Below are 21,716 nucleotides of genomic sequence, written 5' to 3'. Positions count from 1 at the left end.
CGTCGCCATGCCGCGCATGGGCAATTCCCGCGGAGCGGTGCCTATACTGCCGGACCCTGCCAATCGCGCGTGTTCCGCTTGGGTTCGTCCTTCTCCCCCGCCATCGCCGCCCACACCGCGACCAGCGCGCTCGGCGCCGGGCGCGACGCCCACCGCAGGGCGCTGCTGGAGAACCGCAGCGGGCTGCGTCCCAACGATTTCCCGCACGCACCGCTGGCCTGCTGGATCGGCCGCGTCGAGGGCGTGGAAGCGGTGGCGCTGCCGCCGGCCCTGGCCGATTGGAGCTGCCGCAACAATCGGCTGGCCTGGCTGGGCCTGCAGCAGGACGGCTTCCTCGACGCGGTGGCGGCCGTGCGCGAGCGGGTCGGCGCGCGGCGGGTCGCGACCGTCATGGGCACCTCGACGTCCAGCATCGGCGAGACCGAGCAGGCCTATCGCGAACTCGACGCGGACGGGCGGTTCCCCGAGGCGCTCGCACGGCCGATCGTGCACACCCCGCACTCGATCGGCGACTTCGTGCAGCGGGCGCTCGCGCTGGAGGGGCCGGCGATCACCGTCGCCACCGCCTGCTCGTCGAGCGCCAAGGTGTTCGCCCAGGCCGCGCGCCTGATCCGCGCCGGCGTGGTCGACGCCGCGGTGGTGGGCGGCGTGGACACCCTGTGCGGCAGCGTGCTCTACGGCTTCAACTCGCTGGAGCTGGTGTCGAGCGAGCCGTGCCGGCCGTTCGACGCCGAGCGTCGCGGCCTGTCGCTGGGCGAGGCCGCCGGCTACGCGCTGCTGGTCCGCCCGGACCTCGCCGACGCTCCGCTGCGGCTGGCCGGCTGCGGCGAGTCCAGCGACGCGCACCACATGTCCTCGCCGCACCCGGAGGGGCTGGGCGCCGAGCTGGCGATGCGCGAGGCGCTCCAGGCGGCCGGCATCGCGCCCGCCGACGTCGGCTACATCAACTGCCACGGCACCGCGACCCCGGCCAACGACCGGGTCGAGGCGGCGGTGGTGGCCCGCATGTTCCCGGAGAGCGTGCACGCCAGTTCGACCAAGGGCTGGACCGGGCACACGCTCGGCGCCGCCGGCGCGCTGGAGGCGGTCGTCGCGCTCCTGGCGCTGGAGCACGGCGAGCTGCCCGGCACGCTCAACGCACGCACCCTGGACGCCGCCTGCGGCCCGCAGATCCGCACCGGCGCCGCACGCGCGCAGGTCGGCTACGCGCTCAGCACCTCGTTCGGGTTCGGCGGCAACAACTGCGCACTGGTGTTCGGCCACGCATGACGACGATGCAGGTAGGGATCGAGGGCGTCGGCTTCTGGGGCGACGGCATTCCGGACTGGGACGCGGCGCGCCGTTTCCTCGCCGACGGCACGCTGCCGGCGGAGGCGCCACGGCGTCCGGCGCCGAGGATGCTCGCGCCGAACGAGCGGCGCCGGGCGCCCGACACGGTGGCGCTCGCGCTGGTCGTGGCCGAGGCCGCCTGCACGGCCGCCGGGCGCGATCCCGCCGCGCTGCCCTCGGTCTTCGCGTCCACCCACGGCGAGCTGGCGATCACCGACCACCTCTGCGAGGCGCTCGCGCACGATCCGCTCGGCGTGTCGCCGACCCGCTTCCACAACTCGGTGCACAACGCCGCCGCCGGCTACTGGACCATCGGGACCCGCTGCCTGCGCGCGGCGACCGCCCTCTCGGCCTACACCGCCACCTTCGCGCAGGGCCTGCTGGAGGCCGCGGTGCAGGTCGCCGCGGCCGGCGAGCCGGTACTGCTGGTGGCCTACGACGCGCCGGCGCGCGGCGCGCTGGGGCAGGTCGCCCGCAGCGAGGGCCTTCTGGCCGCCGCCTTCGTGCTGGCGCCGCCGGCGCCGGGCGTCCCGACGCTGTCCCTGGCGCTGTCCGGGCCGGCACCGGCGGCCGCGCCCGGTGCGCTCGCGGCGCGCTACGCGGCCAATGCCATGGCGCCGATGCTTCCCTTCGTCGAACTGCTCGCGGGCGGGCACGGGCGTGCGGCGCTGCCGGCCGGCCCCGCCTCGTCCCTTCATGTGGAGCTGAGCGCATGACCGACGCACCGCAGCAGGCCGCACCCGGACGGGTGGTGGTCCTCATCCCGGCGCTCAACGAGGAGCGCTCCATCGCGCAGGTGCTGGACAGCGTCCTGGCGCTGGGGCTGCCGATCATCATGATCGACGACGGCTCCGAGGACCGCACCGCGGAGATCGCGGCCGAGCGGCCGGTGACCCTGATCCGCCACGCGCAGCGGGGCGGGAAGGGCAATGCGCTGCGCGCCGGCTTCCGCGAGGCGCTGGCGCAGGGCTACGACGGCGTGCTCACCATGGACGCCGACGGCCAGCACGTGGCCGCGGACATCCCGCGCATCCTGGCCGCGGCGGCGCGCCACCCCGGGCACATCGTGGTCGGCGCGCGGATCGTCAACCGGCACCGGCAGCCGCGCTACCGGCGCGTGGCGAACGGCTTCGCCGACTGGGGCGTGGGCTGGGCCTGCGGCCAGCGGCTGATCGACACCCAGAGCGGGCAGCGCTACTACCCGCGCGCCGCGGTGGAATGCGGCGACCTCGCCAGCGAGGGCTTCGTGTTCGAGAGCGACATCCTGATCGAGGCGGCGTGGCGGCGCGGCGTCCGCGTGGCCGCGGTGCCCATCGAGTCCCGCTACCACGCGGAGTTCCGCCGGAGCCACTTCCGCTCGCTGCCGGACTTCCTGCGCATCACCCGCCACGTGGTGATGAAGATCGTCCGCGCCGGCTGCCTGTGGGACAACTACCGCGCCTCGCGCGCCTCCCCCGCGCTGCTGGTGGAGACGCCGGAGGCCGCGGACGCCCCGGCGCCGGTGCTGGATCCTTCGCGCGGCCGTACCTGAGCCGCGCTGCGCGACGACGCGCAGCCTTCATCCCGGGTCGCCTAGCCTGCCGTGAACCCACACGGCGGCCCGTGCCGCGCCCGACGCCCATGTCCAACGACGTGCACGATGTCGTCGTCCTCGGCGGAGGCCTCGCCGGCCTCACGCTGGCCATCCAGCTCCGCCAGCGCGATCCCGGCCTGCGGGTCCTGGTGGTCGAGCGCCGCAGCCACCCCGTCCGCGAGGCCGCCTTCAAGGTCGGCGAGTCCACGGTGGAGATCGGGGCGCACTACTTCGCCGAGACCCTGGGCCTGCGCGGGCACCTCGACGCCGCGCACCTGCGCAAGTTCGGGTTCCGCTTCTTCTTCTCCCACGGGCAGGGCCGGATCGAGGACTGCACCGAACTGGGGGTCGAGGACTACCTCGCGGTGCCCACCTGGCAGATCGACCGCGGGCGCTTCGAGAACTTCCTCGCCGGGCATGCGCAGGCGTGCGGGGTGGAGTTCGTGGACGGCGCGACCGTGCAGACGATCGCGCTGTCCGAGGACGCGGCGCCGCACCGGGTCGCCTACCGGCGCGGCGACGCCGTCCACGAGGTGGCGACGCGCTGGGTCGTGGACGCCTCCGGCCGCGCCGGGCTGCTCAAGCGCCGGCTCGGGCTCGCCGAGGCCAACGGCCACGAGGCCAACGCCGCCTGGTTCCGCATCGGGCAGTGGCTGGAGGTCGACGGCTGGAGCGAGGACGCGGACTGGCGCGGGCGCTGCGCCCATGCCCACCGCTGGCGCTCGACCAACCACCTGGTCGGCCCCGGCTACTGGGTGTGGCTGATCCCGCTCGGCTCGGGGGCGCATTCGGTGGGGATCGTGGCGGATGCGCGCATGCATCCGCTGGAGACCATGAACACCTTCGAGCGCGCGATGGCCTGGCTGCACGCGCACCAGCCGGCGCTGGCGCGCAGGCTCGAGCCGGGACGGGAGCGGCTGCAGGACTTCCTGTTCCTGCGCGACTTCTCCTACGGCTGCAGGCAGGTCTTCTCCGCGCGGCGCTGGGCCCTCACTGGCGAGGCGGGCCTGTTCCTCGATCCCTTCTACTCGCCCGGCTCCGACTACATCGCCATCGCCAACACCTACATCGTCGACCTCGTGGCCCGCGAGCGCGGGGGCGGCGACATCGGCCCCCATGCCGAGCTCTACCAGCGGCTGTACTTCTCGTTCTACGCCAGCACGCTGGCGCTCTACCAGGACCAGTACGCGCTGTTCGGCGACCCGCGGGTGATGCCGGCCAAGGTGCTCTGGGACTACGCCTACTACTGGGGCGTGCTGTGCCCGCTGGCCCTGGGCGGGCGCCTGACCGACCTGGCGCTGCTGTCGCGGCTGCGCACCCCGCTGGCGCGCGCGGCGGCGCTCAACCTGGGCGTGCAGGCCCTGCTGCGGGACTGGCACGCCGCCGATCCCGGCGGGGCGGAGGAGGGCGCCGCGATCATGCTCAACCAGTCGCGGCTGGACTGGTTCGTGCGCCTGAACGGGGCGCTCGCGGAGTCGGTGGAGGGGGCGGTCCTCGACGCCCGGATCGGCGCCAACGTCGCGCTGCTGGAGACGCTGGCCGCCGAGCTGCTGGAACGTGCGCGCCGGGTGGCGCCGGGCGCCGGCCGGGCGCTCGCGGAACTGGGCGTCGAGGCGGCGGACGGCACGGCCGCCCCGCTGTTGCCGGAGATCTGGTCCCGCGGCCGCGCGACCCGCGTCGCGTGACCGGGGTCAGCGCGCCGGCGCGGGCTCGGCGGGCGGCTGCTGGTCGTAGCGCACCTGCGCGTGCGGCGGCACCCAGATCGCCACGCCGTGCGCATAGCGTCGCGACGGGCTGCCGCTGATCCCGAGGCCGACGCCGCCGCGCCCGCCGAAGCTGAACCCGCTCAGGCCGACGCCGGTATTGCCCGGGGCGTCGCCCGCGCCGCGGAACAGCACGCCGTTGGCGCCGAGGCTGGCGGCCTCGCGGCGCAGCTTGTCGATCGCCGCGTCGTTGCGGTTCTGGGCGCCGAAGGCCTGGCTGCTGGACTCCAGCAGGGCGATCTCCTCGTACTCGGTCGGGGCCTGGAAGTACACCCGGACCTGCGCGGGGTCGATGGGCGGGCGCGGCTGTCCGACGAGGGTGTGCGAGGTGGTGCAGGCGGCCAGCGCGAGCAGGACGAAGGCCGCGAGAAGGAAGCGGGAGAGGGCCATGGATCGTCTCCGGGGACGAGGGATGCGGAGGATGGTAGTGCCGTCGCGCGTCGGTGGCGGGTGAGCCGGCCGGGCCGCGTTCAGTTCAGCCCATGCCGCCGTTGACGCCGATCACCTGGCCGTTCACGTAGCCGGCCGCATCCGAGCACAGGAAGCGCACCACGGCCGCGACCTCCTCGGGCGTGCCCGCGCGCGCGGCCGGGACCATGGCCTTGACCTGCTCGGGCGTGAAGCCGCCCTCGGTCATGCGCCCGGCGATGATGCCGGGCGCGACCACGTTCACGGTGACGCCGCGGCTGCCCATCTCGCGCGCCAGCGACTTCGAGGCGCCGTGCAGCGCGGCCTTGGCGGCGGCGTAGTTGGTCTGCCCGCGGTTGCCCAGCACGGCCGCGACCGAGGACACGCTGACGATGCGCCCGAAGCGCGCGCGCGCCATCGGCAGCAGCAACGGCTGGGTGACGTTGAAGAAGCCGTGCAGCGAGACGTCGATGACGCGGTGCCACTGCGCCGGGCTCATCCCCGCCATGGGCGCGTCGTCGTGGATGCCGGCGTTGTTGACCACGATGGGGATCGGGCCGTCCTCGAGCAGGCGCGCCAGGGCGGCACCGGTCGCCTCGGGGTCGGCGACGTCGAAGGCCACCGCGCGCGCGTCGGCGCCGGCTGCGCGCAGCGTCGCGGCCAGCGCCTCGGCGCGGTCGAGCCCGCTGTTGGCGTGCACGATCACCGCGCGTCCGTCGGCCGCGAGCGCGCGGCAGACCGCGCTGCCGATGTCGCCGCTGCCGCCGGTGACCAGCGCCCGGCGCGGCGCCGGATCAGCCGTGGTCATCGATGTTGGGGTAGGGCAGGGCCTCGCCGCGGCCGCTGGCGGTGGAGCCGAGCTCCTCGCGGATCTGAGCCTCGACCGCGGCGATGGCCGACATGTTGACCACGCGGCGCACGGTCGCCGACGGGGTGAGCACGTGGGCGGCCTTGGCCACGCCCATCAGGATCGGGCCCAGGCCGACGCCGTCGGTCATCGCCCGCACCAGGTTGTAGGCGGTGTTGGAGGCGTCGAGGTTGGGGAAGATCAGCAGGTTGGCGCGGCCGGTGAGCTGCGAGTTCGGGAACAGGCGGTTGCGGATCTCGGCGTTGAGCGCGGCGTCCACGTGCATCTCGCCCTCGGCCTCCAGGCGCGGCGCGCGGCGGCGGATGATCTGCAGCACCTCGCGCATCTTCTGCGCGCTGGGGTTGTCGTGGCTGCCGAAGTTGGAATGCGAGACCAGCGCGACCTTCGGCTCGATGCCGAACAGCTTGAGCCGGTAGCTCGCCTGCAGGGCGGCCTCGGCGATGGTCTCGGCGTCGGGGTCGTACTGCACGTGGGTGTCGGCGAAGAAGAACACGCCCTTCTCGTTGAGCACCGCGCTCATGGCCGAGGTGCGCTTCACCCCGGGCTCGCGGCCGAGGATGTTGACGATGTAGGCGAGTTTCTTCTGGTAGCGGCCGACGATGCCGCAGAGCAGGGCGTCGGCCTCGCCGCGGCGGACCATCAGCGCCGCGATCGCGGTGGCGCGGCTGCGGACCACGGCCTTGGCGGTGGCCGGGGTGACGCCGCGGCGCTCCATGATCTGGTGGTAGAGCTGCCAGTACTCGTTGAAGCGCGGGTCGTCGTCGATGTTGGTGACCTCGACGTCCTCGCCCACGCGGATGCGCAGGCCCAGGCGCCGGATGCGCGACTCGATCACCGCCGGGCGGCCCACCAGGATCGGGCGCGCGAGCTTCTCGTCGACGACGGTCTGCACCGCGCGCAGCACGGTCTCCTCCTCGCCCTCGGCGTAGACCACCCGCTTGAGGTCGCGGCGCGCGCGGTCGAACACCGGCTTCATCAGCAGGCCGGTGCGGAACACGAACTGGCTGAGCTTCTCGCGGTAGGCGTCCACGCTCTCCAGCGGGCGCTCGGCCACGCCGGATTCCATCGCCGCCACCGCCACCGCGGGGGCCAGCATGACCATCAGGCGCGGGTCGAACGGCCGCGGGATGAGGTACTCGCGGCCGAAGGAGGGGGTCTCGCCGGAATAGGCCGAGCCCAGGTCCGCCGCCTCCATCCGCGCGAGCTGCGCGATGGCGTGCACGCAGGCCGTCTTCATCTCCTCGTTGATGACGGTGGCGCCGACGTCGAGGGCGCCGCGGAAGATGTACGGGAAGCAGAGCGCGTTGTTGACCTGGTTCGGGTAGTCCGAGCGGCCGGTGGCCATGATGACGTCCGGGCGCACCGCGTGGGCGTGTTCCGGCAGGATCTCGGGATAGGGGTTGGCCAGCGCCAGGATGATGGGGTTGTCCGCCATCGTGGCGACCATCTCCGGCTTGAGGATGCCGCCGGCGGACAGGCCCAGGAACACGTCGGCCCCGGCGACGATCTCCGCCAGCGTGCGCGCCGGAGTGTCGCGGGCGTAGCGCTGCTTGGCCGGGTCGAGGTCGGTGCGGCCGGTGTGGATCACGCCCTCCCGGTCGAAGGCCAGGATGTTCTCGGGCTTCAGCCCCAGGGTCACCAGCATGTCCAGGCAGGCGATGCCCGCCGCGCCGGCGCCGGTGGTGACCAGGCGCACGTCCTCGATCTTCTTGCCGGCCACGTGCAGCGCGTTGATGACCGCCGCGCCGACGATGATCGCCGTGCCGTGCTGGTCGTCGTGGAAGACCGGGATGCGCATGCGCTCGCGCAGCTTCTTCTCGACGATGAAGCACTCCGGCGCCTTGATGTCCTCCAGGTTGATGCCGCCGAAGGTGGGCTCCAGGCTGGCGATGATGTCCACCAGCTTGTCCGGGTCGCGCTCGTCGATCTCGATGTCGAACACGTCGATGCCGGCGAACTTCTGGAACAGCACGCCCTTGCCTTCCATCACCGGCTTGGAGGCCAGCGGCCCGATGTCGCCCAGCCCGAGCACGGCGGTGCCGTTGGAGATCACCGCCACCAGGTTGCCGCGCGCGGTGAGCTCCGCGGCGGCGCGCGGCGTCTCGACGATGGCCTCGCAGGCGTGCGCCACGCCCGGCGAGTAGGCCAGCGACAGGTCGCGCTGGGTCACCATGGCCTTGGTCGGCGCGACCTTGATCTTTCCCGCCGGCGCCTGGCGGTGGTAGTCGAGGGCGGCTTGCTTGAAGGACTCGGTGTCGGACATGGAAGGTGAAGGCCGGGCGGGAAAGCGCTCGATTCTAGCTCCCCCGACCGCCGTACCCTAGAGCGGGCCATCCCCTTCGAGGCGAGTGCGAGGCGCGCCGGGACGAGGCGTGCGTCGCAGCGCAGCCCGGGCGCCTGGCAAGGTGCGCAACGCCGCATCGGCGTGCCCGGGCCGCTCCGCCACGGGCCGCGCACCGCGGACGGCCCACGGCATCGATCCTCTCCGGTCCGGCGGCGTCCTCAGCGCTCGCGGCGGTACAGGCGCATGGTGAGCGGTGCGCAGACCAGGGTGACCAGGGCCGGCGCGAGCAGGGCCAGGCCGATCTGCGCGGGCTCCGCGGCGCCGGCGAGGATGCCGCGGATCGCGGTCACCAGCAGGGCCACCGGGTTGACCGCGACGAAGGCCTGGAGCCAGTCCGGCATGGTCGCGGGGTCGACGTAGATGTTGGAGCCGAAGGTCAGCGGCATCAGCACCAGCCAGCTCAGCGTCATCACCGTGGACGGCGTGCGCACCAGCAGGGCGACCGTGGTGAAGACCCAGCCGATCCCGACCGCGAACACGTTGAGCAGCAGGATCGACAGCAGGACGCCGGCGGCGCCGGCCTCCGGGCGATAGCCCATCACGAGCCCGATCGCCACGACGATCAGGGCGGAGATGGTGTAGCGCACGGTGTCGCCGAGCATCGCCCCCACGATGGGCGCGGGCCGCCAGATCGGCATCGAGCGGAAGCGGTCGTAGACGCCGCGGGTGATGTCGGTGTTGAGCGTGAACCCGGTATAGATCGTGGTGAACACGACCGTCTGGGCCAGCATGCCCGGCAGCAGGAACTGGAGGTAGTCGGTGGTCGAGCCCGCCAGCGCGCCGCCGAACAGGTAGGTGAACATCACCGTGAACATGATCGGCGTCACCACGACGTCGAACAGCTGCTCGGGCGTGTGCTTGATCTTGAGCAGGGCGCGCCAGGCGAAGGTCAGGGTGTTGGCGACGGCGCCGCTGCGGGCGCCGGTCTCCGGCGCGGCCAGGACCGCGGCGAGCGCGGGCGCGGCCGGGGCGGGGCGGACGGGATCGGTCATGCGGGCTGTTCCGGGTCGGGCGTCTCCGCGGCCGCGGCGTGGCCGGTGAGCGCGAAGAACACGTCGTCGAGGCTGGGCTGGCCCAGGTCGAAGGCGGCCAGGCCGATGCCCTCGGCGTCCAGCGCCCCCACCACGGCGGCCGCGCGTTCCGGCTCGGGCAGTTGCAGGTGGAGGGCGCGCGGGTCGGCGTCGCCCTGCGCCTCGACGCCCAGCACGCGGGCGACGACCGCCTGCGCCGCGGCCCGCTGTCCCGGGTCGACCAGGCGCAGCCGCAGGCTGCCGCGCCCGACCGAGGCCTTCAGCGCGTCCGGGGTGCCCTCTGCGATGACGCGCCCGTGGTCGATCACCGCGATGCGGTCCGCGAGCTGGTCCGCCTCCTCCAGGTACTGGGTGGTGAGCAGCACGGTGGTGCCGCCGGCGACCAGGGCGCGGACGATCTCCCACACGTCGCCGCGGCTGCGCGGGTCGAGGCCGGTGGTCGGCTCGTCCAGGAACAGCAGGTCCGGGCGGCGCAGGATGCTCGCGGCGATGTCGAGCCGGCGGCGCATGCCGCCGGAATAGGCCTTCACCTGCTTGCCGGCCGCCCCGGCGAGATCGAAGCCCGCCAGCAGGGCATCGCAGCGCGCCCGCGCCGCCGCCCTACCCAGGCCCTGGAGGCGGGCCAGCAGGAGCAGGTTCTCGCGCCCGGTGAGGTCCTCGTCGACCGAGGCGAACTGCCCGGTCAGGCTGATGCGGGCGCGCACCGCGGCGGCGTCGCGCACCAGGTCGTGGCCGAGGACGCGCGCCTCGCCGCCGTCGGGCCGCAGCAGGGTCGCCAGCATGCGCACCGTCGTGGTCTTGCCGGCCCCGTTCGGGCCGAGCACGCCGTAGACGACGCCGCGCGCCACGTGGAGGTCGATGCCGTCCACCGCGCGCTGCGCGCCGAAGCACTTGGTCAGGGCGCGGGTCTCGATGGCGGGCGCGGACATGGCGGGCGGCGGGGCGGCGGGGGCGCAAGTCTACGCCGCCGGCGGCCGGCCCCGGCGCTCCGGCATGAGGTCGTCGGCATCCACCTGGTTCAGGCGGATGCGGTTGGCGAACAGCGAGAACGCGAGCATGCCGGCCAGGCCGTTGGCGCGCTGCGCCCACGGCGGGATGTAGAGCGGCTCCGCCAGGCTGCCGTCGTCGAACATGGGCGCCAGCGCGAGCACGTCCTGCAGCGCGAACTTGCCCGCGAAGATCAGCCGCGTCTCGCGCAGGCGCCGGTGGTGCAGCGCCCAGCGGAAGAAGGTGTGCACCGACAGCAGGCCGTGCAGGTACACGGTGTCCTTGGTGAAGGCGCTGCCGCCGGTGGTCGGCGCGCCGCGGAATATGCGCTGGGCGGAGGCGAAGCTGTCCGCCTCGGTCTGCCCCGCGTCGAGGAAGAAGCGGAACACCTCGATGAAGTCGGCGCCGCCCAGGGCCATCTCGATGGCCAGCACGCGCAGGCTGATGCGCTTGAAGCGGTTGATGTCGATGGCGCCGCTGATCTGCTCGGCGAACACCGCCAGGCCCTCCTGCGTCGCCGTCGCCCGCGGCGCCGCGCGCGCGAGCGACCTGATCCACGGCTGGCGGCCGCCGTTGATCGCGGTGAGCGAGTGCACGAAGGCCTCGTGTTCGAGCAGCTGGCGGCGGTCGTACTCGGTGAAGGCGGCGCCGCTGCGCAGGCGCACGCGGGTCGGCCCGGCCGCGGCCTTGGCGATGAGGTCGGGGTCCAGCTCGACACGGATCGTGTGGCCGACGAAGAAGCGGTCCAGCGCGGCCTGCATCTCGTCGCGCAGCTCGGCCGCCGGGATGCAGTACTCCGCCTCGTCCACCGGCAGCGCGCCGTCGAGTTCGTCGGCGATCTCGAGGAAGTGCCGCGCGGCGTCGAGGTTGCTCTCGTCGCCGCCCGGCAGGAGGTCGCCGGGCCGGCCGTAGAGCTGCACCGCGTGCGCGGTGACCGCCGGCGTGCCGAGCGCCTCCAGCAGGCAGGTGGCGACCCGCCAGCTCTCCGCGGTGCTGCGCAGGTAGGCGCCCAGCGGATGCGCCGGGTCGGCGGCGGTCGCGACGGCGCCGAGTTCGCGGCGCACGTCGGCGAAGTCCTGCTCCGGATAGGCCACGGCGGGCAGCCGCGCCTCGCCGCGGCGCCAGCGCGCCAGGAAGTCCTGCTGCACGCGGGCCGGCCAGCTGATCGCGTCGAGCAGGCGGATGCCGCGCGCGGCGGCGACCAGCCGCGCGTCGAGGGCGGCCAGGCGTTCGATGGAGGAGGGGCGCGGCATGCACGGCTTGTCCCGCACGCGCGCGGCGGCGTCAAGCGCCGGTCGCCCCGGCGGGCGCTAGCGCCTCGGGTACTTCTGCGAGGGGCGCTTCCTGGGCTTGCCGGGGATCTTCTCCTCGGCGCGCTGCGCCAGCCGCAGCGCGCGCTGCTCGGCGCCGCTGGCGAGCTCGGCGCGCAGCTTGAGGTAGTTGGCGAAGCGTCCCCGGTCCAGGCGCCCTGCCTCGAGCGCGGCGCGGACCGCGCAGCCGGGCTCGGCGGCGTGCGAGCAGTCGCGGAAGCGGCATTCCGCCGCGAGCGCCTCCACGTCGTCGAAGCCGCCCTCGGCGAGGTCCTCCTCGCCGCTCAGCTTCAGCTCGCGCATCCCGGGCGTGTCGATCAGGCAGCCGCCCTGCGGCAGGGGGATGAGCGCGCGGTAGGTCGTGGTGTGGCGGCCGCGCGAGTCGGTCTCGCGCACCGCGCTGGTGCGCATCCGCTCCGTGCCGAGCAGGGTGTTGGTGAGCGTGGACTTGCCGGCGCCGGAGCTGCCGACCACCACGGCGCTGCGGCCGGGGCCGAGGTAGCGCGCCAGCACCGCGACCTCGGCCGCGTCGCGCGCGTCCAGCGCGTGCACCGGCACGCCCGGCGCCAGCTCGGCCACCGCATCGAGGTGCGCCCGCACGTCGACGTTGCGGTCGGCCTTGGTCAGCACCACCACCGGCTGCGAGCCGCTGCCCTGGACCACCACGAGGTAGCGCTCGATGCGGCGCGGGTTGAAGTCGCCGTCGAGCCCGGAGACGACCAGCACGTGATCGACGTTGGCGGCGATCAGCTGCTGCCGGTAGTGCTCGCCGGCCGCGGCACGCTTGAGCAGCGAGCGGCGCGGCAGCAGGGCCACGATCTGGTCCGCGTCGGCCTCCAGCGCCACCCAGTCGCCGACCACCGCGCGCTCCTCGGGCGGGAAGCGCGGGCGCAGCCAGGGCGCCGGCGCCTGCACCGGGAAGCCGCTCCCGGCGGCGGTACAGGCGATGTAGCCCGAGCGGTGCTGCTCGCTGATCCGCGCCAGCCGCGCGCCCGGCGCGGCGGCCAGCGCCGCGCGCGCCTCCGCGTCGTCGGGCCAGCCGAGCGGGAGGAGGGGGGCCAGGGCGTCGTTGTCGATCTGCATTCGCGCTGGATTCTACGGGCTCGGCGGCCTGACGAAGGCGCGACATGGCCGGCTGCTACCTTCGGCACATGGCCGGGCCGCACCCGGCGTCCACCCTGCGCCCATGCACCGCGTCCCGTTGCTGCTGCTGTCGATCACCGGTGCGAGCTTCCTCGCCTACGGGCTGTGGTACGCGTTCGACCTGCACGGCGCGCTGTCGGCGGTCGGCATCCACGTCGAGGGCGAGATCGCCACCACCCACCTGCGCACCTACCTCGCCGGACTGCAGATCGCGCTGGGCGTGTTCCTGCTGGCCTGCGCGCTGCTGGGGTCCTTCCGCCGCCCCGGCCTGTGGCTGGTCCTGGCCACCCACGGCGGCATGGCGCTGACCCGCGTGCTCGGGATCATCCTCGACGGCCCCTATGCGCCGGTGTTCTTCGCCCTGCTGGTCTGGGAGGTCGGGGTGGCCTTCCTCGCCCTGCTGGCGCTGGCCCTGGTGCGCGACGTCCCGCCCGCGCGCCGCCGGCCGCGCGAATCGGCTACGCTCGCCGGACCCTCCGCCGCCAGCCGCCATGACCAGCACCATCAGCACCCGCGCCCGCCTGCGCGAAGTCCGCTACGAGATCCGCGGTGAGCTCGCGCGGCGCGCGCGCGAGCTGGAGGCGCAGGGGCGCGAGCTGATCAAGCTGCACATCGGCAATCCCGGCGCCTTCGGCTTCCGCGCGCCGGAGCACCTGCAGGCGGCGGTCGCGGCGCGGCTGCCCGAGAGCGATCCCTACACCCATCAGCAGGGCATGCCCGCCGCGCGCGACGCGGTCGCCGCGCACTACCGCCGCCGCGGGGTCGCCGGCGCGAGTGCGGAGAAGGTCTTCGTCGGCAACGGGGTCAGCGAGCTGATCGACATCGCCCTGCGCGCCCTGCTCAACCCGGGCGACGAGGTCCTGCTGCCGGCGCCGGACTACCCGCTGTGGAGCGCCGCGACCATCCTCAACGACGGTGTGCCGCGCTACTACGCCTGCACCGCCGACGACGGCTTCCTGCCCGATCCCGCGGCGATCGAGGCGCTGGTCACGGAGCGCACGCGCGCGCTGGTGGTCATCAATCCCAACAACCCGACCGGCGCGAGCTACCCGCGCGCCCTGCTCGAGCGGCTGGTCGACATCGCCGCGCGCCACGGCCTGGTGCTGATGGCGGACGAGATCTACGAGGACATCCTCTACGACGGCGCCGCGTTCCAGCCGCTGGCGCCGCTCGCCGGCGAGGTGCCCTGCGTCTCGTTCGGCGGCCTCTCCAAGGTGCACCGCGCCTGCGGCTGGCGCGTGGGCTGGGCGCTGCTGTCGGGCGACCCGGTGCGCGGCGGCGACTACCACCACGCCATGGACCTGCTGGGCGCGCTGCGCCTGTGCGCCAACGTGCCGGGCCAGCATGCGGTCGAGGCCGCGCTCGGCGGGCCCGACACCATCGGCGCGCTCTGCGCGCCCGGCGGGCGCCTGTACGAGACCCGCCGCGCCGTGGTCGAGGCCTGCGCCGCCAGCCCCTGGCTGCGGCTGCACGCGCCGCAGGGGGCGCTGTACGCCTTCCCGCAGGTGGTCGGCGCGGCCGCCGAGGGCTTCGACGACCACGCCTTCGCGCTGGAACTGCTGGAGAACGAGGGCGTGCTGATCGTGCCGGGGTCGAGCTTCAACATCGCCCGGCGCGACCACTTCCGCATCACCCTGCTGCCGGAGGCGGAGCTGGTGCGCGAGGTGTTCCGGAGGATCGAGCGCGCGCTCGACCGCCACGTGTCCCGCCTGCCCGCGCGCGATGTCGCCTGAGGCCGCGCCGCGCCTGCGCTACCTGGCGCTCGGCGACTCCTACACCATCGGCGAGGGCGTCCGCGAGGCCGGGCGCTGGCCCGTGCAGCTCGCCGCGCGCCTGCGCCGGCACGGCCTGCCCTTCGCCGCGCCGCGGATCGTGGCCACCACCGGCTGGACCACCGACGAGCTCGCCGCGGGCATCGATGCCGCGCACGCGGCCGACCCGCTGGTCCCGCCCTACGACCTGGTCAGCCTGCTGATCGGGGTCAACAACCAGTACCGCGAGCGCCCGCTGGACGCGTATGCCGAAGAGTTCGCCGCCCTGCTCGAACGCGCCCTGGCGTTCGCCGGCGGGCGCAGCGCGCGCGTGCTGGCGCTCTCGATCCCGGACTGGGGCGCGACCCCGTTCGGACACGCCTCCGGGCGCGACCTCGCCCGCGTCGCGCGGGAGCTGGACGCCTTCAACGCCGCCGCCGGGGCCGCCTGCCGCGCCCGCGGCGTCGCCTTCGTGGACGTGACTGCGGCCAGCCGCGCCGAGCCCGATGCCGTGGTCGAGGACGGCCTGCATCCGTCCGCCGCGCAGTACGGCGTTTGGGCGGACCTGGCGCTGCCGGCGGTGCTGGAGGCCTTCGCACAGGCGCCACGGGCCCCGGCGGAGGTCGCCGGCCGGGATTGATCGGGATCAAGGCGGGCCGCCGCCGGTCCCGCCGACACTGCCGTCGCCGCAGTCCGCGGCGCCGGCCGGAGAGCCCGATGAACCCGACGATGAAGGCCGCGGTGGTGACCGCGTTCGGACAGCCGCTGGAACTCCGCGAGGTGCCGGTGCCGCGCCCGGGGCCGGGCGAACTGCTCGTCCGGATCGCGGCCTGCGGCGTCTGCCACACCGACCTGCACGCCGCGGAGGGGGACTGGCCGGTCAAGCCCGAGCCGCCCTTCATCCCGGGTCACGAGGGCGTGGGCCACGTGGTCGCGGTCGGCGACGGGGTCCGCCACGTGAAGGAAGGCGACCGGGTCGGCATCCCCTGGCTGTACTCGGCCTGCGGGCACTGCACGCACTGCCTCGGCGGCTGGGAGACGCTGTGCACGGCGCAGCGGAACACCGGCTACTCCGTCAACGGCGGCTTCGCCGAGTACGCGCTGGCGGACGCGGCCTACGTCGGCCACCTGCCGGCCTCGCTCGACTTCGTGGAGGTGGCGCCCGTGCTGTGCGCCGGCGTCACCGTCTACAAGGGGCTGAAGACCACCGAGGCGCGGCCGGGCGACTGGGTCGCGATCTCCGGCGTCGGCGGGCTCGGCCACATGGCGGTGCAGTACGCGCGCGCCATGGGCTTCAACGTGGCCGCCGTCGACGTCGACGACGCCAAGCTGGCGCTGGCCCGCCGGCTCGGCGCGGCGGTCACGGTCAACGCCGCGCAGGTCGATCCCGCGGCGGTCCTGCGCAGGGAGATCGGCGGCGCCCACGGCGTCCTCGTGACCGCGGTGTCCACCCGCGCCTTCGAACAGGCCCTGGGCATGGTCCGCCGCGGCGGCACCGTCTCGCTCACCGGGCTGCCGCCGGGCGACTTCCCGCTGCCGATCTTCGACGTCGTGCTCAACGGCATCACCGTGCGCGGCTCGATCGTGGGCACGCGGCTGGACCTGCAGGAGGCGCTGCAGTTCGCGGCCGAGGGCAAGGTCGCGGCGACCGTCTCCACCGAGCGGCTGGAGAACGTCAACGCGGTCTTCGAGCGCATGCACGCCGGCACCATCGAGGGGCGGGTGGTGCTCGACATGCGGCACTGAGCGGGGGGCGGACCGCGGGACAGCGGCGCGCGGCGCGGGTAAGGTGTCGCCGGCCCCCGCCGGACCTTCCCGCATGTCCACCGCCACCGCATCGCCCGCCACCCCGGCCTCCATCGCGCGCGCGTTCCTCCCGGACCGCTGGCACTACCACTACGCGCGCAGCAAGCTCGCCAGCGACCCGCTCTACGGCGGCGTGCTGGAGGCGCTCGACGGCGCGGCCATGCCGGTGCTCGACCTCGGCTGCGGGATCGGCCTGCTGGCCCACTACGCGCGGGCGCACGGCCGGCCGCTGGACTACGTCGGCGTGGACAACGACGCCGGCAAGATCGCGCAGGCCGTCGCGGCCGCGGAGCGGACCGGCCTGGCCGCGGCCCGCTTCGAGGTGGTGGACCTCGCCCGCACCTTTCCCGAGGCCCACCGGGGCAGCGTGGTCGTGCTCGACGTGCTGCAGTTCCTCCCGCACGAGGCCCAGGGCCGCCTGCTCGCGCACTGCGCCGCCGGGCTCGCTCCCGGCGGGCGCCTGGTGCTGCGCACCGGCCTGCGCGACGGGAGCTGGCGCGCGGGGATGACCCGTGCCGCCGACATGGCCTCCCACCTCATCCGCTGGATGCGCAGCGCGCCGGGCGAACTGCCGCGGCGCGAGGAGCTGGCCGCGCGCCTGGAGGCCCTGGGCCTGCGCGCGCGCTTCGCCCCGCTCTGGGGGCGCACGCCCTTCAACAACTGGCTGGTGGTGGCGGAGCGGGCCTAGCGCCCGGCCGCGCCTGCCGGGGCGGGGTGCGTGGGGGCGTGCTCCCCGCCCGGCGGCGGCTCCACCGGCAGCCCGCGCGCGGCCAGCATCGCCAGCACGCCTTCCAGCACCGCGACGCAGCGCCCGTGCGGCGCGCCCTCGTGCAGCAGGACGATGGCGCCGGGACGGAGGTCGCGGCCGATCCGTTCGAGCACGCCGTCCACGTCCGCCCGTACCGCGTCGTAGCCGCGGGCGCTCCAGCCGATCCGGGTGAGTCCCGCGGCCGCCAGCACCGGCGCCAGGAAGGGATTGGCATGGCCGACCACCGCGCGGAAGTGGCGCGGCGCGGTGCCGTCGGGGGCGGCGAGCGCGGCCTGGGCGGCGGCGACCTCGTGCCGCAGGCGCCGCGGCCCGAGCATCCAGAAGCGGGCTGCGGGGTGGCTGTGGCTGTGGTTGCCGATGTCGTGGCCGGCGGCGCGGATCGCGGCGACGAGGTCCGGCCGCGCCCGTGCCCGCTCGCCGACCAGGAAGAAGGTCGCCCGTGCGCCCGCCGCGGCCAGCGCCGCCAGCATCGGCAGGGTGTCCTCGGACGGGCCGTCGTCGATGGTCAGCCAGACGCCGGCGGTGCCCGGCAGGCGCGAACGGACCGGGCCGAACAGGGGCGAGTTCGGCCGCAGGGTGCCCCACAGCCACGCCGCGTGGAGCGCCAGCAGCGCCGCGAACGCCGCCAGCGGCAGGCCGCCGGCGAGCAGCGCCGCGGCCGGCAGGTGCGCCGCGGCGGCCAGCAGCAGGCGCCGGCGCTGTCCCGGCGCGGCGGCCGCCAGCGGGGGCGCGGGGCGGCGCATCAGGCGAGCAGGTCGCGCCAGATGCCGGGCACGGCCGTGCGCATGCGGCGCAGGAAGCCGAACAGCGAGCCGTAGAGCGCGCGGTGCTCGGGGAAGCGGCGCCGGCGGTAGCCGAACTCCACGGCCATGATCAGCGCCGCCAGTGCGAGGTTGATGACGTTGGTGAACCAGAACCACCACTGCTGCGGCAGCGGCAGCGGGTTGTGCAGCCCGGCCAGGGCGAGGACGCCGTCGGGGTCGGCGAACAGGGCGAGGACGGCGCTGACCGCCGCCACGCCGCCGAAGAAGCCGGTCCACAGCCAGGTGAGGCAGCGCGCGTAGTCGCGCAGCGCCGGTTCGAGCGCGGCGGGGCGGCCGTGCAGGTGCCAGACCAGGCGTTCGATCAGCGGCTTCACCCCCGGGCGCAGGGTGCGCGCGAACAGCCAGGCCAGGAACAGGTTGGCGGCGACCGGTGGCAGGTACAGCGGCAGCACCGCCAGGCGCAGCGAGGCGAGCCAGAGCAGCGCCGCCGCCACCGCCGCCAGCGTCGCCCACGCCGCCGGCCGGCGCTCGCCCAGCGGCTTCCACAGCGCCGCCACCGCCAGGGCCAGGCCGGCGGCCACGGTCAGCGGCATGCTGCGGTAGTGCAGCGCCAGGTGCGCGAGCACGGGGTAGCTCACCAGGAGCAGGGTCATGGTGAGCGTGTCGAGGCGTCCGCCGGAGGCGGCGTCGGACGAGGGTGCGGTCACGGGAACGGTGCGATCCGGAAGCGGCCGGGGCGGGGCGCTAGAATACCCGGCCGTCTCCCAAGGTCGTCCCGCCATGTCCCTCGATCCCGCCGTGCGCGCGCGCATCGACAGCCTCCTCGCCGACAACCGCGTCGTCCTGTTCATGAAGGGCTCGCCGCAGGTGCCGCAGTGCGGCTTCTCGGCCAAGGCCTGCGGCATCCTCGGCGGCCTGGGCGTGGACTACGCCCACGTCAACGTGCTCGCCGACGCCGAGATCCGCGAGGGCATCAAGGTCTACGGCAACTGGCCGACCATCCCGCAGCTCTACATCGGCGGCGAGCTGGTCGGCGGCAGCGACATCATCGAGCACATGCTCAACACCGGCGAGCTGCACGCCGCGCTCGGCCTCCCCGAGCCCGACCGCACGCCGCCCGCCATCACCATCTCGGACGAGGCCGCCGAGGCGATCCGGACGGCGCTGGCCGATGCCGACCCGGGCCAGGTGCTGCACCTGTCGATCGGCCCGCGCTTCAACGCCGACCTGCGCCTCGGCGAGGCGACCGGCCACGAGGTGGTCGCCGAGTCCAACGGCATCCGCGTGCACTTCGACCTCGCCAGCGCCCCCCGCGCCAACGGCCTGCAGATCGGCTGGACCGAGGGCGTGCGCGGCGCCGGCCTGTCCATCCACAACCCCAACGCGCCGGGCCCGGTGAAGCCGCTGTCGGTGGCCGAGCTGAAGGCGCGCCTGGACGCCGGCGACGTCACCGTGATCGACGTGCGCCCGCCGGAGGACCGCGACTTCGCGCCCTTCGCCGGGGCCGAGGTGCTGGACGCCGACAGCCACGACCGCCTTGCCGCGCTGGACAAGGCCACGCCGCTGGCCTTCCTGTGCCACCACGGCAACGCCAGCCGGCAGGCCGCCGAGCACTTCCGCGGGCTGGGCTTCCGCGACGTGTACAACGTCGAGGGCGGCATCGAGGCCTGGTCGGCCGAGATCGACCCGAGCGTGCCCCGCTACTGAGCCGGTCGGGTTGCAAGCCCGCCGCCGCGTCGCCATATCCCCGCCATGACGATCCACTCCGACAATCCCGAGCACGGCTTCCAGTTCCCGGGGCGCTTCGAGCTCAGCGCGATGGGCGCGTCCAGCGACGCCCTGCACGCGCTGGTGCCCGAGGTGCTGGAGACGCTCGGCCTGACCGTCCACCACGAGACGCTGCGCATCAAGGCCTCGGCCAAGGGCAACTACGTTTCGGTGACGGTGGCGTTCGAGGCGCAGTCGCGCGCCGACTACGACGCCGCCCACGGCGCGCTGCGCGCCCGTCCCGAGGTGAAGTGGACGCTCTGACGCCGCGCGTCGCCCGCGAGGCCCCGGCCTGCCGGGTGCGCGATCTCGGCCGCAGCCCGTACGAGCCGGTCTGGCGGGCGATGCAGCGCTTCACGGAGACCCGCGACGCCGGCACGCCGGACGAGCTGTGGCTGGTCGAGCACGATCCGGTCTTCACGCTCGGCCAGGCGGGCCGTCCGGAGCACGTGCTGGCCGCGGGCGACATCCCCGTGGTCAAGGTCGACCGCGGCGGGCAGGTCACCTACCACGGTCCCGGCCAGCTCGTGGCCTACCCGCTGCTGGACCTGCGCCGGCTCGGCCTCGGGGTGCGCGAGCTGGTGCACAGGATCGAGCAGGCCGTCATCGACGTCCTCGCCGGCTGGGACATCGCCGCCGCGCGCCGCGAGGGCGCGCCGGGCGTGTACGTGGGCGACGCCAAGATCATGGCCCTCGGCCTGCGCGTGAAGCGCGGCTGCAGCTTCCACGGGCTCGCCTTCAACGTCGCCATGGACCTGGCGCCCTACCACCGCATCAACCCCTGCGGCTACGCCGGCCTGCAGGTCACCTCGCTGGTAGACTTGGGCGGCCCGTCCCGCCACGACGAGGTCGCCGCGGCACTGGTGGCCGCGCTCGGCCGCCAGCTCGGCTTCCGGCCGCAGCCGGTCGACGGCCTTCCCGAACTCCTGGCGCCCGCCGGCGCGGATGCATCCGGCCCGCGCCCCGCGCACGTAGCCTAGGTCCCATGAGCGAAACCACGCCTGCCGCCAAGACGATCGCCCTGCAGGTGATCGACCCCGCCGCGCCGTCGCCGCTGGAAGCCGGCCGCAAGCTGCTCGGCGAGGACAAGATCGCGCGCAGCCCGGTGAAGTTCGCCGCCGACGCGCCGACCCTGCGCAAGCCGAGCTGGATCCGCGTGCGCATCCCTGCGGGCAACGCCGTGGCCAACCTCAAGTCCAAGCTGCGCGAGAACCGCCTGGTGACCGTGTGCGAGGAGGCGAGCTGCCCGAACATCCACGAGTGCTTCAGCCACGGCACCGCGACCTTCATGATCCTCGGCGAGGTCTGCACGCGCCGCTGCTCGTTCTGCGACGTCGCCCACGGCCGGCCCAAGCCGCCGGACCCCGCCGAGCCGGCGAACCTGGCGCGCACCATCGCCGACATGCGCCTGCGCTACGTGGTGATCACCTCGGTGGACCGCGACGACCTGCGCGACGGCGGCGCACAGCACTTCGTCGACTGCATCGCCCAGGTGCGCGCGCTGTCGCCGGCGACCCGGATCGAGATCCTCACCCCCGACTTCCGCGGCAAGGGCCGCATGGACCGCGCCCTCGAGATCCTGGCGACCAACCCGCCGGACGTGTTCAACCACAACCTCGAGACCGCGAAGGCGCTCTATCGCGACGTGCGTCCGGGCGCCGACTACCAGTGGTCGCTCACCCTGCTCAAACGCTTCCGTGCGCAACATCCGGGCGTCCCGACCAAGTCCGGCATCATGCTGGGCCTGGGCGAGACCTGGGACCAGGTGGTGGAGACCCTCCGGGACCTGCGCGACCACGACGTGGACATGGTGACCATCGGCCAGTACCTGCAGCCGACCCCGCATCACCATCCGGTGCTCCGCTACTGGACGCCGGACGAGTTCAAGGCGCTGGAGACGCTGGGTTACGAGATGGGCTTCACGCACGTGGCCTCGGGGCCGATGGTGCGCTCCTCGTACCACGCCGACCGCATGGCCGCGGAGGCGGGCTTCGTCGAGGTCGCCTGATCCGCGCACGCCCGCAACGCAGCGTGCGCGGGCGGCACGGAACGATCACGCGGCCGCGGGGTCTAGGCTACAGTCCGAACACGTACGCGCGGCGC

Annotated in this window: 22 protein-coding genes; 13 read left to right on the top strand and 9 right to left on the bottom strand. The window is 74.3% G+C overall.

Annotation, left to right across the window (positions count from 1 at the left end; genetic code table 11):
* Positions 1–78 precede the first annotated feature (78 nt).
* The 4 genes from ACFO3Q_RS06180 to ACFO3Q_RS06165 all read left to right on the top strand — a co-directional run bounded on the left by ACFO3Q_RS06180 (position 79) and on the right by ACFO3Q_RS06165 (position 4,587).
* Positions 79–1,269, top strand: coding sequence for a beta-ketoacyl-[acyl-carrier-protein] synthase family protein (locus ACFO3Q_RS06180; RefSeq protein WP_377003770.1), 1,191 nt, complete (start codon positions 79–81; stop codon positions 1,267–1,269).
* A gap of 5 nt (positions 1,270–1,274) precedes the next feature.
* Positions 1,275–2,045, top strand: a complete 771-nt coding sequence (locus ACFO3Q_RS06175) for a beta-ketoacyl synthase chain length factor (protein ID WP_377003780.1) — start codon at positions 1,275–1,277, stop codon at positions 2,043–2,045.
* The gene (locus tag ACFO3Q_RS06170; protein ID WP_377003769.1) at positions 2,042–2,860 is read left to right on the top strand and encodes a glycosyltransferase family 2 protein; all 819 of its coding nucleotides are present in this window, start codon (positions 2,042–2,044) and stop codon (positions 2,858–2,860) included. The genes ACFO3Q_RS06175 and ACFO3Q_RS06170 overlap by 4 nt, the downstream gene beginning before the upstream one ends.
* An 89-nt stretch (positions 2,861–2,949) precedes the next feature.
* Entirely contained in the window at positions 2,950–4,587 is a 1,638-nt protein-coding gene (locus ACFO3Q_RS06165; protein WP_377003768.1) for an NAD(P)/FAD-dependent oxidoreductase, read from the top strand.
* Between the two features lie 6 nt (positions 4,588–4,593).
* Here ACFO3Q_RS06165 and ACFO3Q_RS06160 read toward each other — a convergent pair whose 3' ends face one another.
* The 7 genes from ACFO3Q_RS06160 to rsgA all read right to left on the bottom strand — a co-directional run bounded on the left by ACFO3Q_RS06160 (position 4,594) and on the right by rsgA (position 12,696).
* Positions 4,594–5,055 (bottom strand): hypothetical protein, encoded by a 462-nt coding sequence (locus ACFO3Q_RS06160; protein WP_377003767.1) that lies wholly within the window; start codon positions 5,053–5,055, stop codon positions 4,594–4,596.
* Between the two features lie 85 nt (positions 5,056–5,140).
* Positions 5,141–5,881: a 3-oxoacyl-ACP reductase FabG gene (gene fabG / locus ACFO3Q_RS06155; RefSeq protein WP_377003766.1), complete on the bottom strand. Its 741-nt coding sequence runs from the start codon at positions 5,879–5,881 to the stop codon at positions 5,141–5,143.
* Positions 5,868–8,204, bottom strand: coding sequence for an NADP-dependent malic enzyme (locus ACFO3Q_RS06150; RefSeq protein WP_377003765.1), 2,337 nt, complete (start codon positions 8,202–8,204; stop codon positions 5,868–5,870). Before ACFO3Q_RS06150 ends, fabG begins: the two co-directional genes overlap by 14 nt.
* A 239-nt stretch (positions 8,205–8,443) precedes the next feature.
* Positions 8,444–9,277: an ABC transporter permease gene (locus ACFO3Q_RS06145; RefSeq protein ID WP_377003764.1), complete on the bottom strand. Its 834-nt coding sequence runs from the start codon at positions 9,275–9,277 to the stop codon at positions 8,444–8,446.
* The gene (locus tag ACFO3Q_RS06140; protein WP_377003763.1) at positions 9,274–10,245 is read right to left on the bottom strand and encodes an ATP-binding cassette domain-containing protein; all 972 of its coding nucleotides are present in this window, start codon (positions 10,243–10,245) and stop codon (positions 9,274–9,276) included. The genes ACFO3Q_RS06145 and ACFO3Q_RS06140 overlap by 4 nt, the downstream gene beginning before the upstream one ends.
* A 30-nt stretch (positions 10,246–10,275) precedes the next feature.
* Positions 10,276–11,556 carry a flavohemoglobin expression-modulating QEGLA motif protein gene (locus ACFO3Q_RS06135; protein ID WP_377003762.1) on the bottom strand — a complete coding sequence of 427 codons (1,281 nt, stop codon included), beginning with the start codon at positions 11,554–11,556 and terminating at the stop codon, positions 10,276–10,278.
* A 57-nt stretch (positions 11,557–11,613) separates the two neighbouring features.
* Positions 11,614–12,696: a ribosome small subunit-dependent GTPase A gene (rsgA, locus tag ACFO3Q_RS06130; protein WP_377003760.1), complete on the bottom strand. Its 1,083-nt coding sequence runs from the start codon at positions 12,694–12,696 to the stop codon at positions 11,614–11,616.
* Between the two features lie 103 nt (positions 12,697–12,799).
* On the opposite strand from rsgA, the gene ACFO3Q_RS06125 reads away from it, so the two are divergent.
* The 5 genes from ACFO3Q_RS06125 to ACFO3Q_RS06105 all read left to right on the top strand — a co-directional run bounded on the left by ACFO3Q_RS06125 (position 12,800) and on the right by ACFO3Q_RS06105 (position 17,001).
* Positions 12,800–13,309 carry a DUF4345 family protein gene (locus ACFO3Q_RS06125; RefSeq protein ID WP_377003759.1) on the top strand — a complete coding sequence of 170 codons (510 nt, stop codon included), beginning with the start codon at positions 12,800–12,802 and terminating at the stop codon, positions 13,307–13,309.
* Positions 13,248–14,489: an aminotransferase class I/II-fold pyridoxal phosphate-dependent enzyme gene (locus ACFO3Q_RS06120; protein ID WP_377003757.1), complete on the top strand. Its 1,242-nt coding sequence runs from the start codon at positions 13,248–13,250 to the stop codon at positions 14,487–14,489. Before ACFO3Q_RS06125 ends, ACFO3Q_RS06120 begins: the two co-directional genes overlap by 62 nt.
* On the top strand, positions 14,479–15,147 hold the full coding sequence (locus tag ACFO3Q_RS06115; RefSeq protein ID WP_377003755.1) for an SGNH/GDSL hydrolase family protein: 669 nt from the start codon (positions 14,479–14,481) through the stop codon (positions 15,145–15,147). The genes ACFO3Q_RS06120 and ACFO3Q_RS06115 overlap by 11 nt, the downstream gene beginning before the upstream one ends.
* A 77-nt stretch (positions 15,148–15,224) precedes the next feature.
* Entirely contained in the window at positions 15,225–16,253 is a 1,029-nt protein-coding gene (gene adhP / locus ACFO3Q_RS06110) for an alcohol dehydrogenase AdhP (RefSeq protein WP_377003754.1), read from the top strand.
* A gap of 73 nt (positions 16,254–16,326) precedes the next feature.
* Positions 16,327–17,001, top strand: a complete 675-nt coding sequence (locus tag ACFO3Q_RS06105; protein WP_377003753.1) for a methyltransferase domain-containing protein — start codon at positions 16,327–16,329, stop codon at positions 16,999–17,001.
* Here the strand turns inward: ACFO3Q_RS06105 and ACFO3Q_RS06100 are convergent.
* The gene (locus ACFO3Q_RS06100) at positions 16,998–17,825 is read right to left on the bottom strand and encodes a polysaccharide deacetylase family protein (protein WP_377003752.1); all 828 of its coding nucleotides are present in this window, start codon (positions 17,823–17,825) and stop codon (positions 16,998–17,000) included. The genes ACFO3Q_RS06105 and ACFO3Q_RS06100 overlap by 4 nt on opposite strands.
* Positions 17,825–18,553, bottom strand: a complete 729-nt coding sequence (locus tag ACFO3Q_RS06095) for a COG4648 family protein (RefSeq protein WP_377003750.1) — start codon at positions 18,551–18,553, stop codon at positions 17,825–17,827. Before ACFO3Q_RS06095 ends, ACFO3Q_RS06100 begins: the two co-directional genes overlap by 1 nt.
* Before the next feature lie 73 nt (positions 18,554–18,626).
* Between ACFO3Q_RS06095 and grxD the strand changes: the two genes are divergently transcribed.
* From grxD to lipA, 4 genes are read left to right on the top strand one after another with little or no spacing between them, the layout of a single operon-like run.
* On the top strand, positions 18,627–19,553 hold the full coding sequence (grxD, locus tag ACFO3Q_RS06090) for a Grx4 family monothiol glutaredoxin (RefSeq protein ID WP_377003749.1): 927 nt from the start codon (positions 18,627–18,629) through the stop codon (positions 19,551–19,553).
* A 45-nt stretch (positions 19,554–19,598) separates the two neighbouring features.
* Positions 19,599–19,877: a DUF493 family protein gene (locus ACFO3Q_RS06085; protein ID WP_377003748.1), complete on the top strand. Its 279-nt coding sequence runs from the start codon at positions 19,599–19,601 to the stop codon at positions 19,875–19,877.
* Entirely contained in the window at positions 19,865–20,593 is a 729-nt protein-coding gene (lipB, locus tag ACFO3Q_RS06080; protein ID WP_377003747.1) for a lipoyl(octanoyl) transferase LipB, read from the top strand. The genes ACFO3Q_RS06085 and lipB overlap by 13 nt, the downstream gene beginning before the upstream one ends.
* Positions 20,594–20,598: 5 nt before the next feature.
* Positions 20,599–21,621: a lipoyl synthase gene (lipA, locus tag ACFO3Q_RS06075; protein ID WP_377003746.1), complete on the top strand. Its 1,023-nt coding sequence runs from the start codon at positions 20,599–20,601 to the stop codon at positions 21,619–21,621.
* Positions 21,622–21,716: the final 95 nt, after the last annotated feature.

Origin of the sequence: Coralloluteibacterium thermophilum, from assembly GCF_042654365.1 — a bacterium.
Taxonomy (GTDB): domain Bacteria; phylum Pseudomonadota; class Gammaproteobacteria; order Xanthomonadales; family Xanthomonadaceae; genus Coralloluteibacterium; species Coralloluteibacterium thermophilum.
The sequence above is the reverse complement of the archived record's forward strand: the minus strand, read 5'-3'. Positions and strand labels throughout refer to the sequence as shown.

Bases quoted from the DNA above. Each gene is read 5' to 3' on its own strand.
- ACFO3Q_RS06175 (WP_377003780.1), top strand. From the start codon at position 1,275: ATGCAGGTAGGGATCGAGGGCGTCGGCTTCTGGGGCGACGGCATTCCG.
- ACFO3Q_RS06170 (WP_377003769.1), top strand. From the start codon at position 2,042: ATGACCGACGCACCGCAGCAGGCCGCACCCGGACGGGTGGTGGTCCTC.
- ACFO3Q_RS06165 (WP_377003768.1), top strand. From the start codon at position 2,950: ATGTCCAACGACGTGCACGATGTCGTCGTCCTCGGCGGAGGCCTCGCC.
- ACFO3Q_RS06160 (WP_377003767.1), bottom strand. From the start codon at position 5,055: ATGGCCCTCTCCCGCTTCCTTCTCGCGGCCTTCGTCCTGCTCGCGCTG.
- fabG (WP_377003766.1), bottom strand. From the start codon at position 5,881: ATGACCACGGCTGATCCGGCGCCGCGCCGGGCGCTGGTCACCGGCGGC.
- ACFO3Q_RS06150 (WP_377003765.1), bottom strand. From the start codon at position 8,204: ATGTCCGACACCGAGTCCTTCAAGCAAGCCGCCCTCGACTACCACCGC.
- ACFO3Q_RS06145 (WP_377003764.1), bottom strand. From the start codon at position 9,277: ATGACCGATCCCGTCCGCCCCGCCCCGGCCGCGCCCGCGCTCGCCGCG.
- ACFO3Q_RS06140 (WP_377003763.1), bottom strand. From the start codon at position 10,245: ATGTCCGCGCCCGCCATCGAGACCCGCGCCCTGACCAAGTGCTTCGGC.
- ACFO3Q_RS06135 (WP_377003762.1), bottom strand. From the start codon at position 11,556: ATGCCGCGCCCCTCCTCCATCGAACGCCTGGCCGCCCTCGACGCGCGG.
- rsgA (WP_377003760.1), bottom strand. From the start codon at position 12,696: ATGCAGATCGACAACGACGCCCTGGCCCCCCTCCTCCCGCTCGGCTGG.
- ACFO3Q_RS06125 (WP_377003759.1), top strand. From the start codon at position 12,800: ATGCACCGCGTCCCGTTGCTGCTGCTGTCGATCACCGGTGCGAGCTTC.
- ACFO3Q_RS06120 (WP_377003757.1), top strand. From the start codon at position 13,248: ATGACCAGCACCATCAGCACCCGCGCCCGCCTGCGCGAAGTCCGCTAC.
- ACFO3Q_RS06115 (WP_377003755.1), top strand. From the start codon at position 14,479: ATGTCGCCTGAGGCCGCGCCGCGCCTGCGCTACCTGGCGCTCGGCGAC.
- adhP (WP_377003754.1), top strand. From the start codon at position 15,225: ATGAACCCGACGATGAAGGCCGCGGTGGTGACCGCGTTCGGACAGCCG.
- ACFO3Q_RS06105 (WP_377003753.1), top strand. From the start codon at position 16,327: ATGTCCACCGCCACCGCATCGCCCGCCACCCCGGCCTCCATCGCGCGC.
- ACFO3Q_RS06100 (WP_377003752.1), bottom strand. From the start codon at position 17,825: ATGCGCCGCCCCGCGCCCCCGCTGGCGGCCGCCGCGCCGGGACAGCGC.
- grxD (WP_377003749.1), top strand. From the start codon at position 18,627: ATGTCCCTCGATCCCGCCGTGCGCGCGCGCATCGACAGCCTCCTCGCC.
- ACFO3Q_RS06085 (WP_377003748.1), top strand. From the start codon at position 19,599: ATGACGATCCACTCCGACAATCCCGAGCACGGCTTCCAGTTCCCGGGG.
- lipA (WP_377003746.1), top strand. From the start codon at position 20,599: ATGAGCGAAACCACGCCTGCCGCCAAGACGATCGCCCTGCAGGTGATC.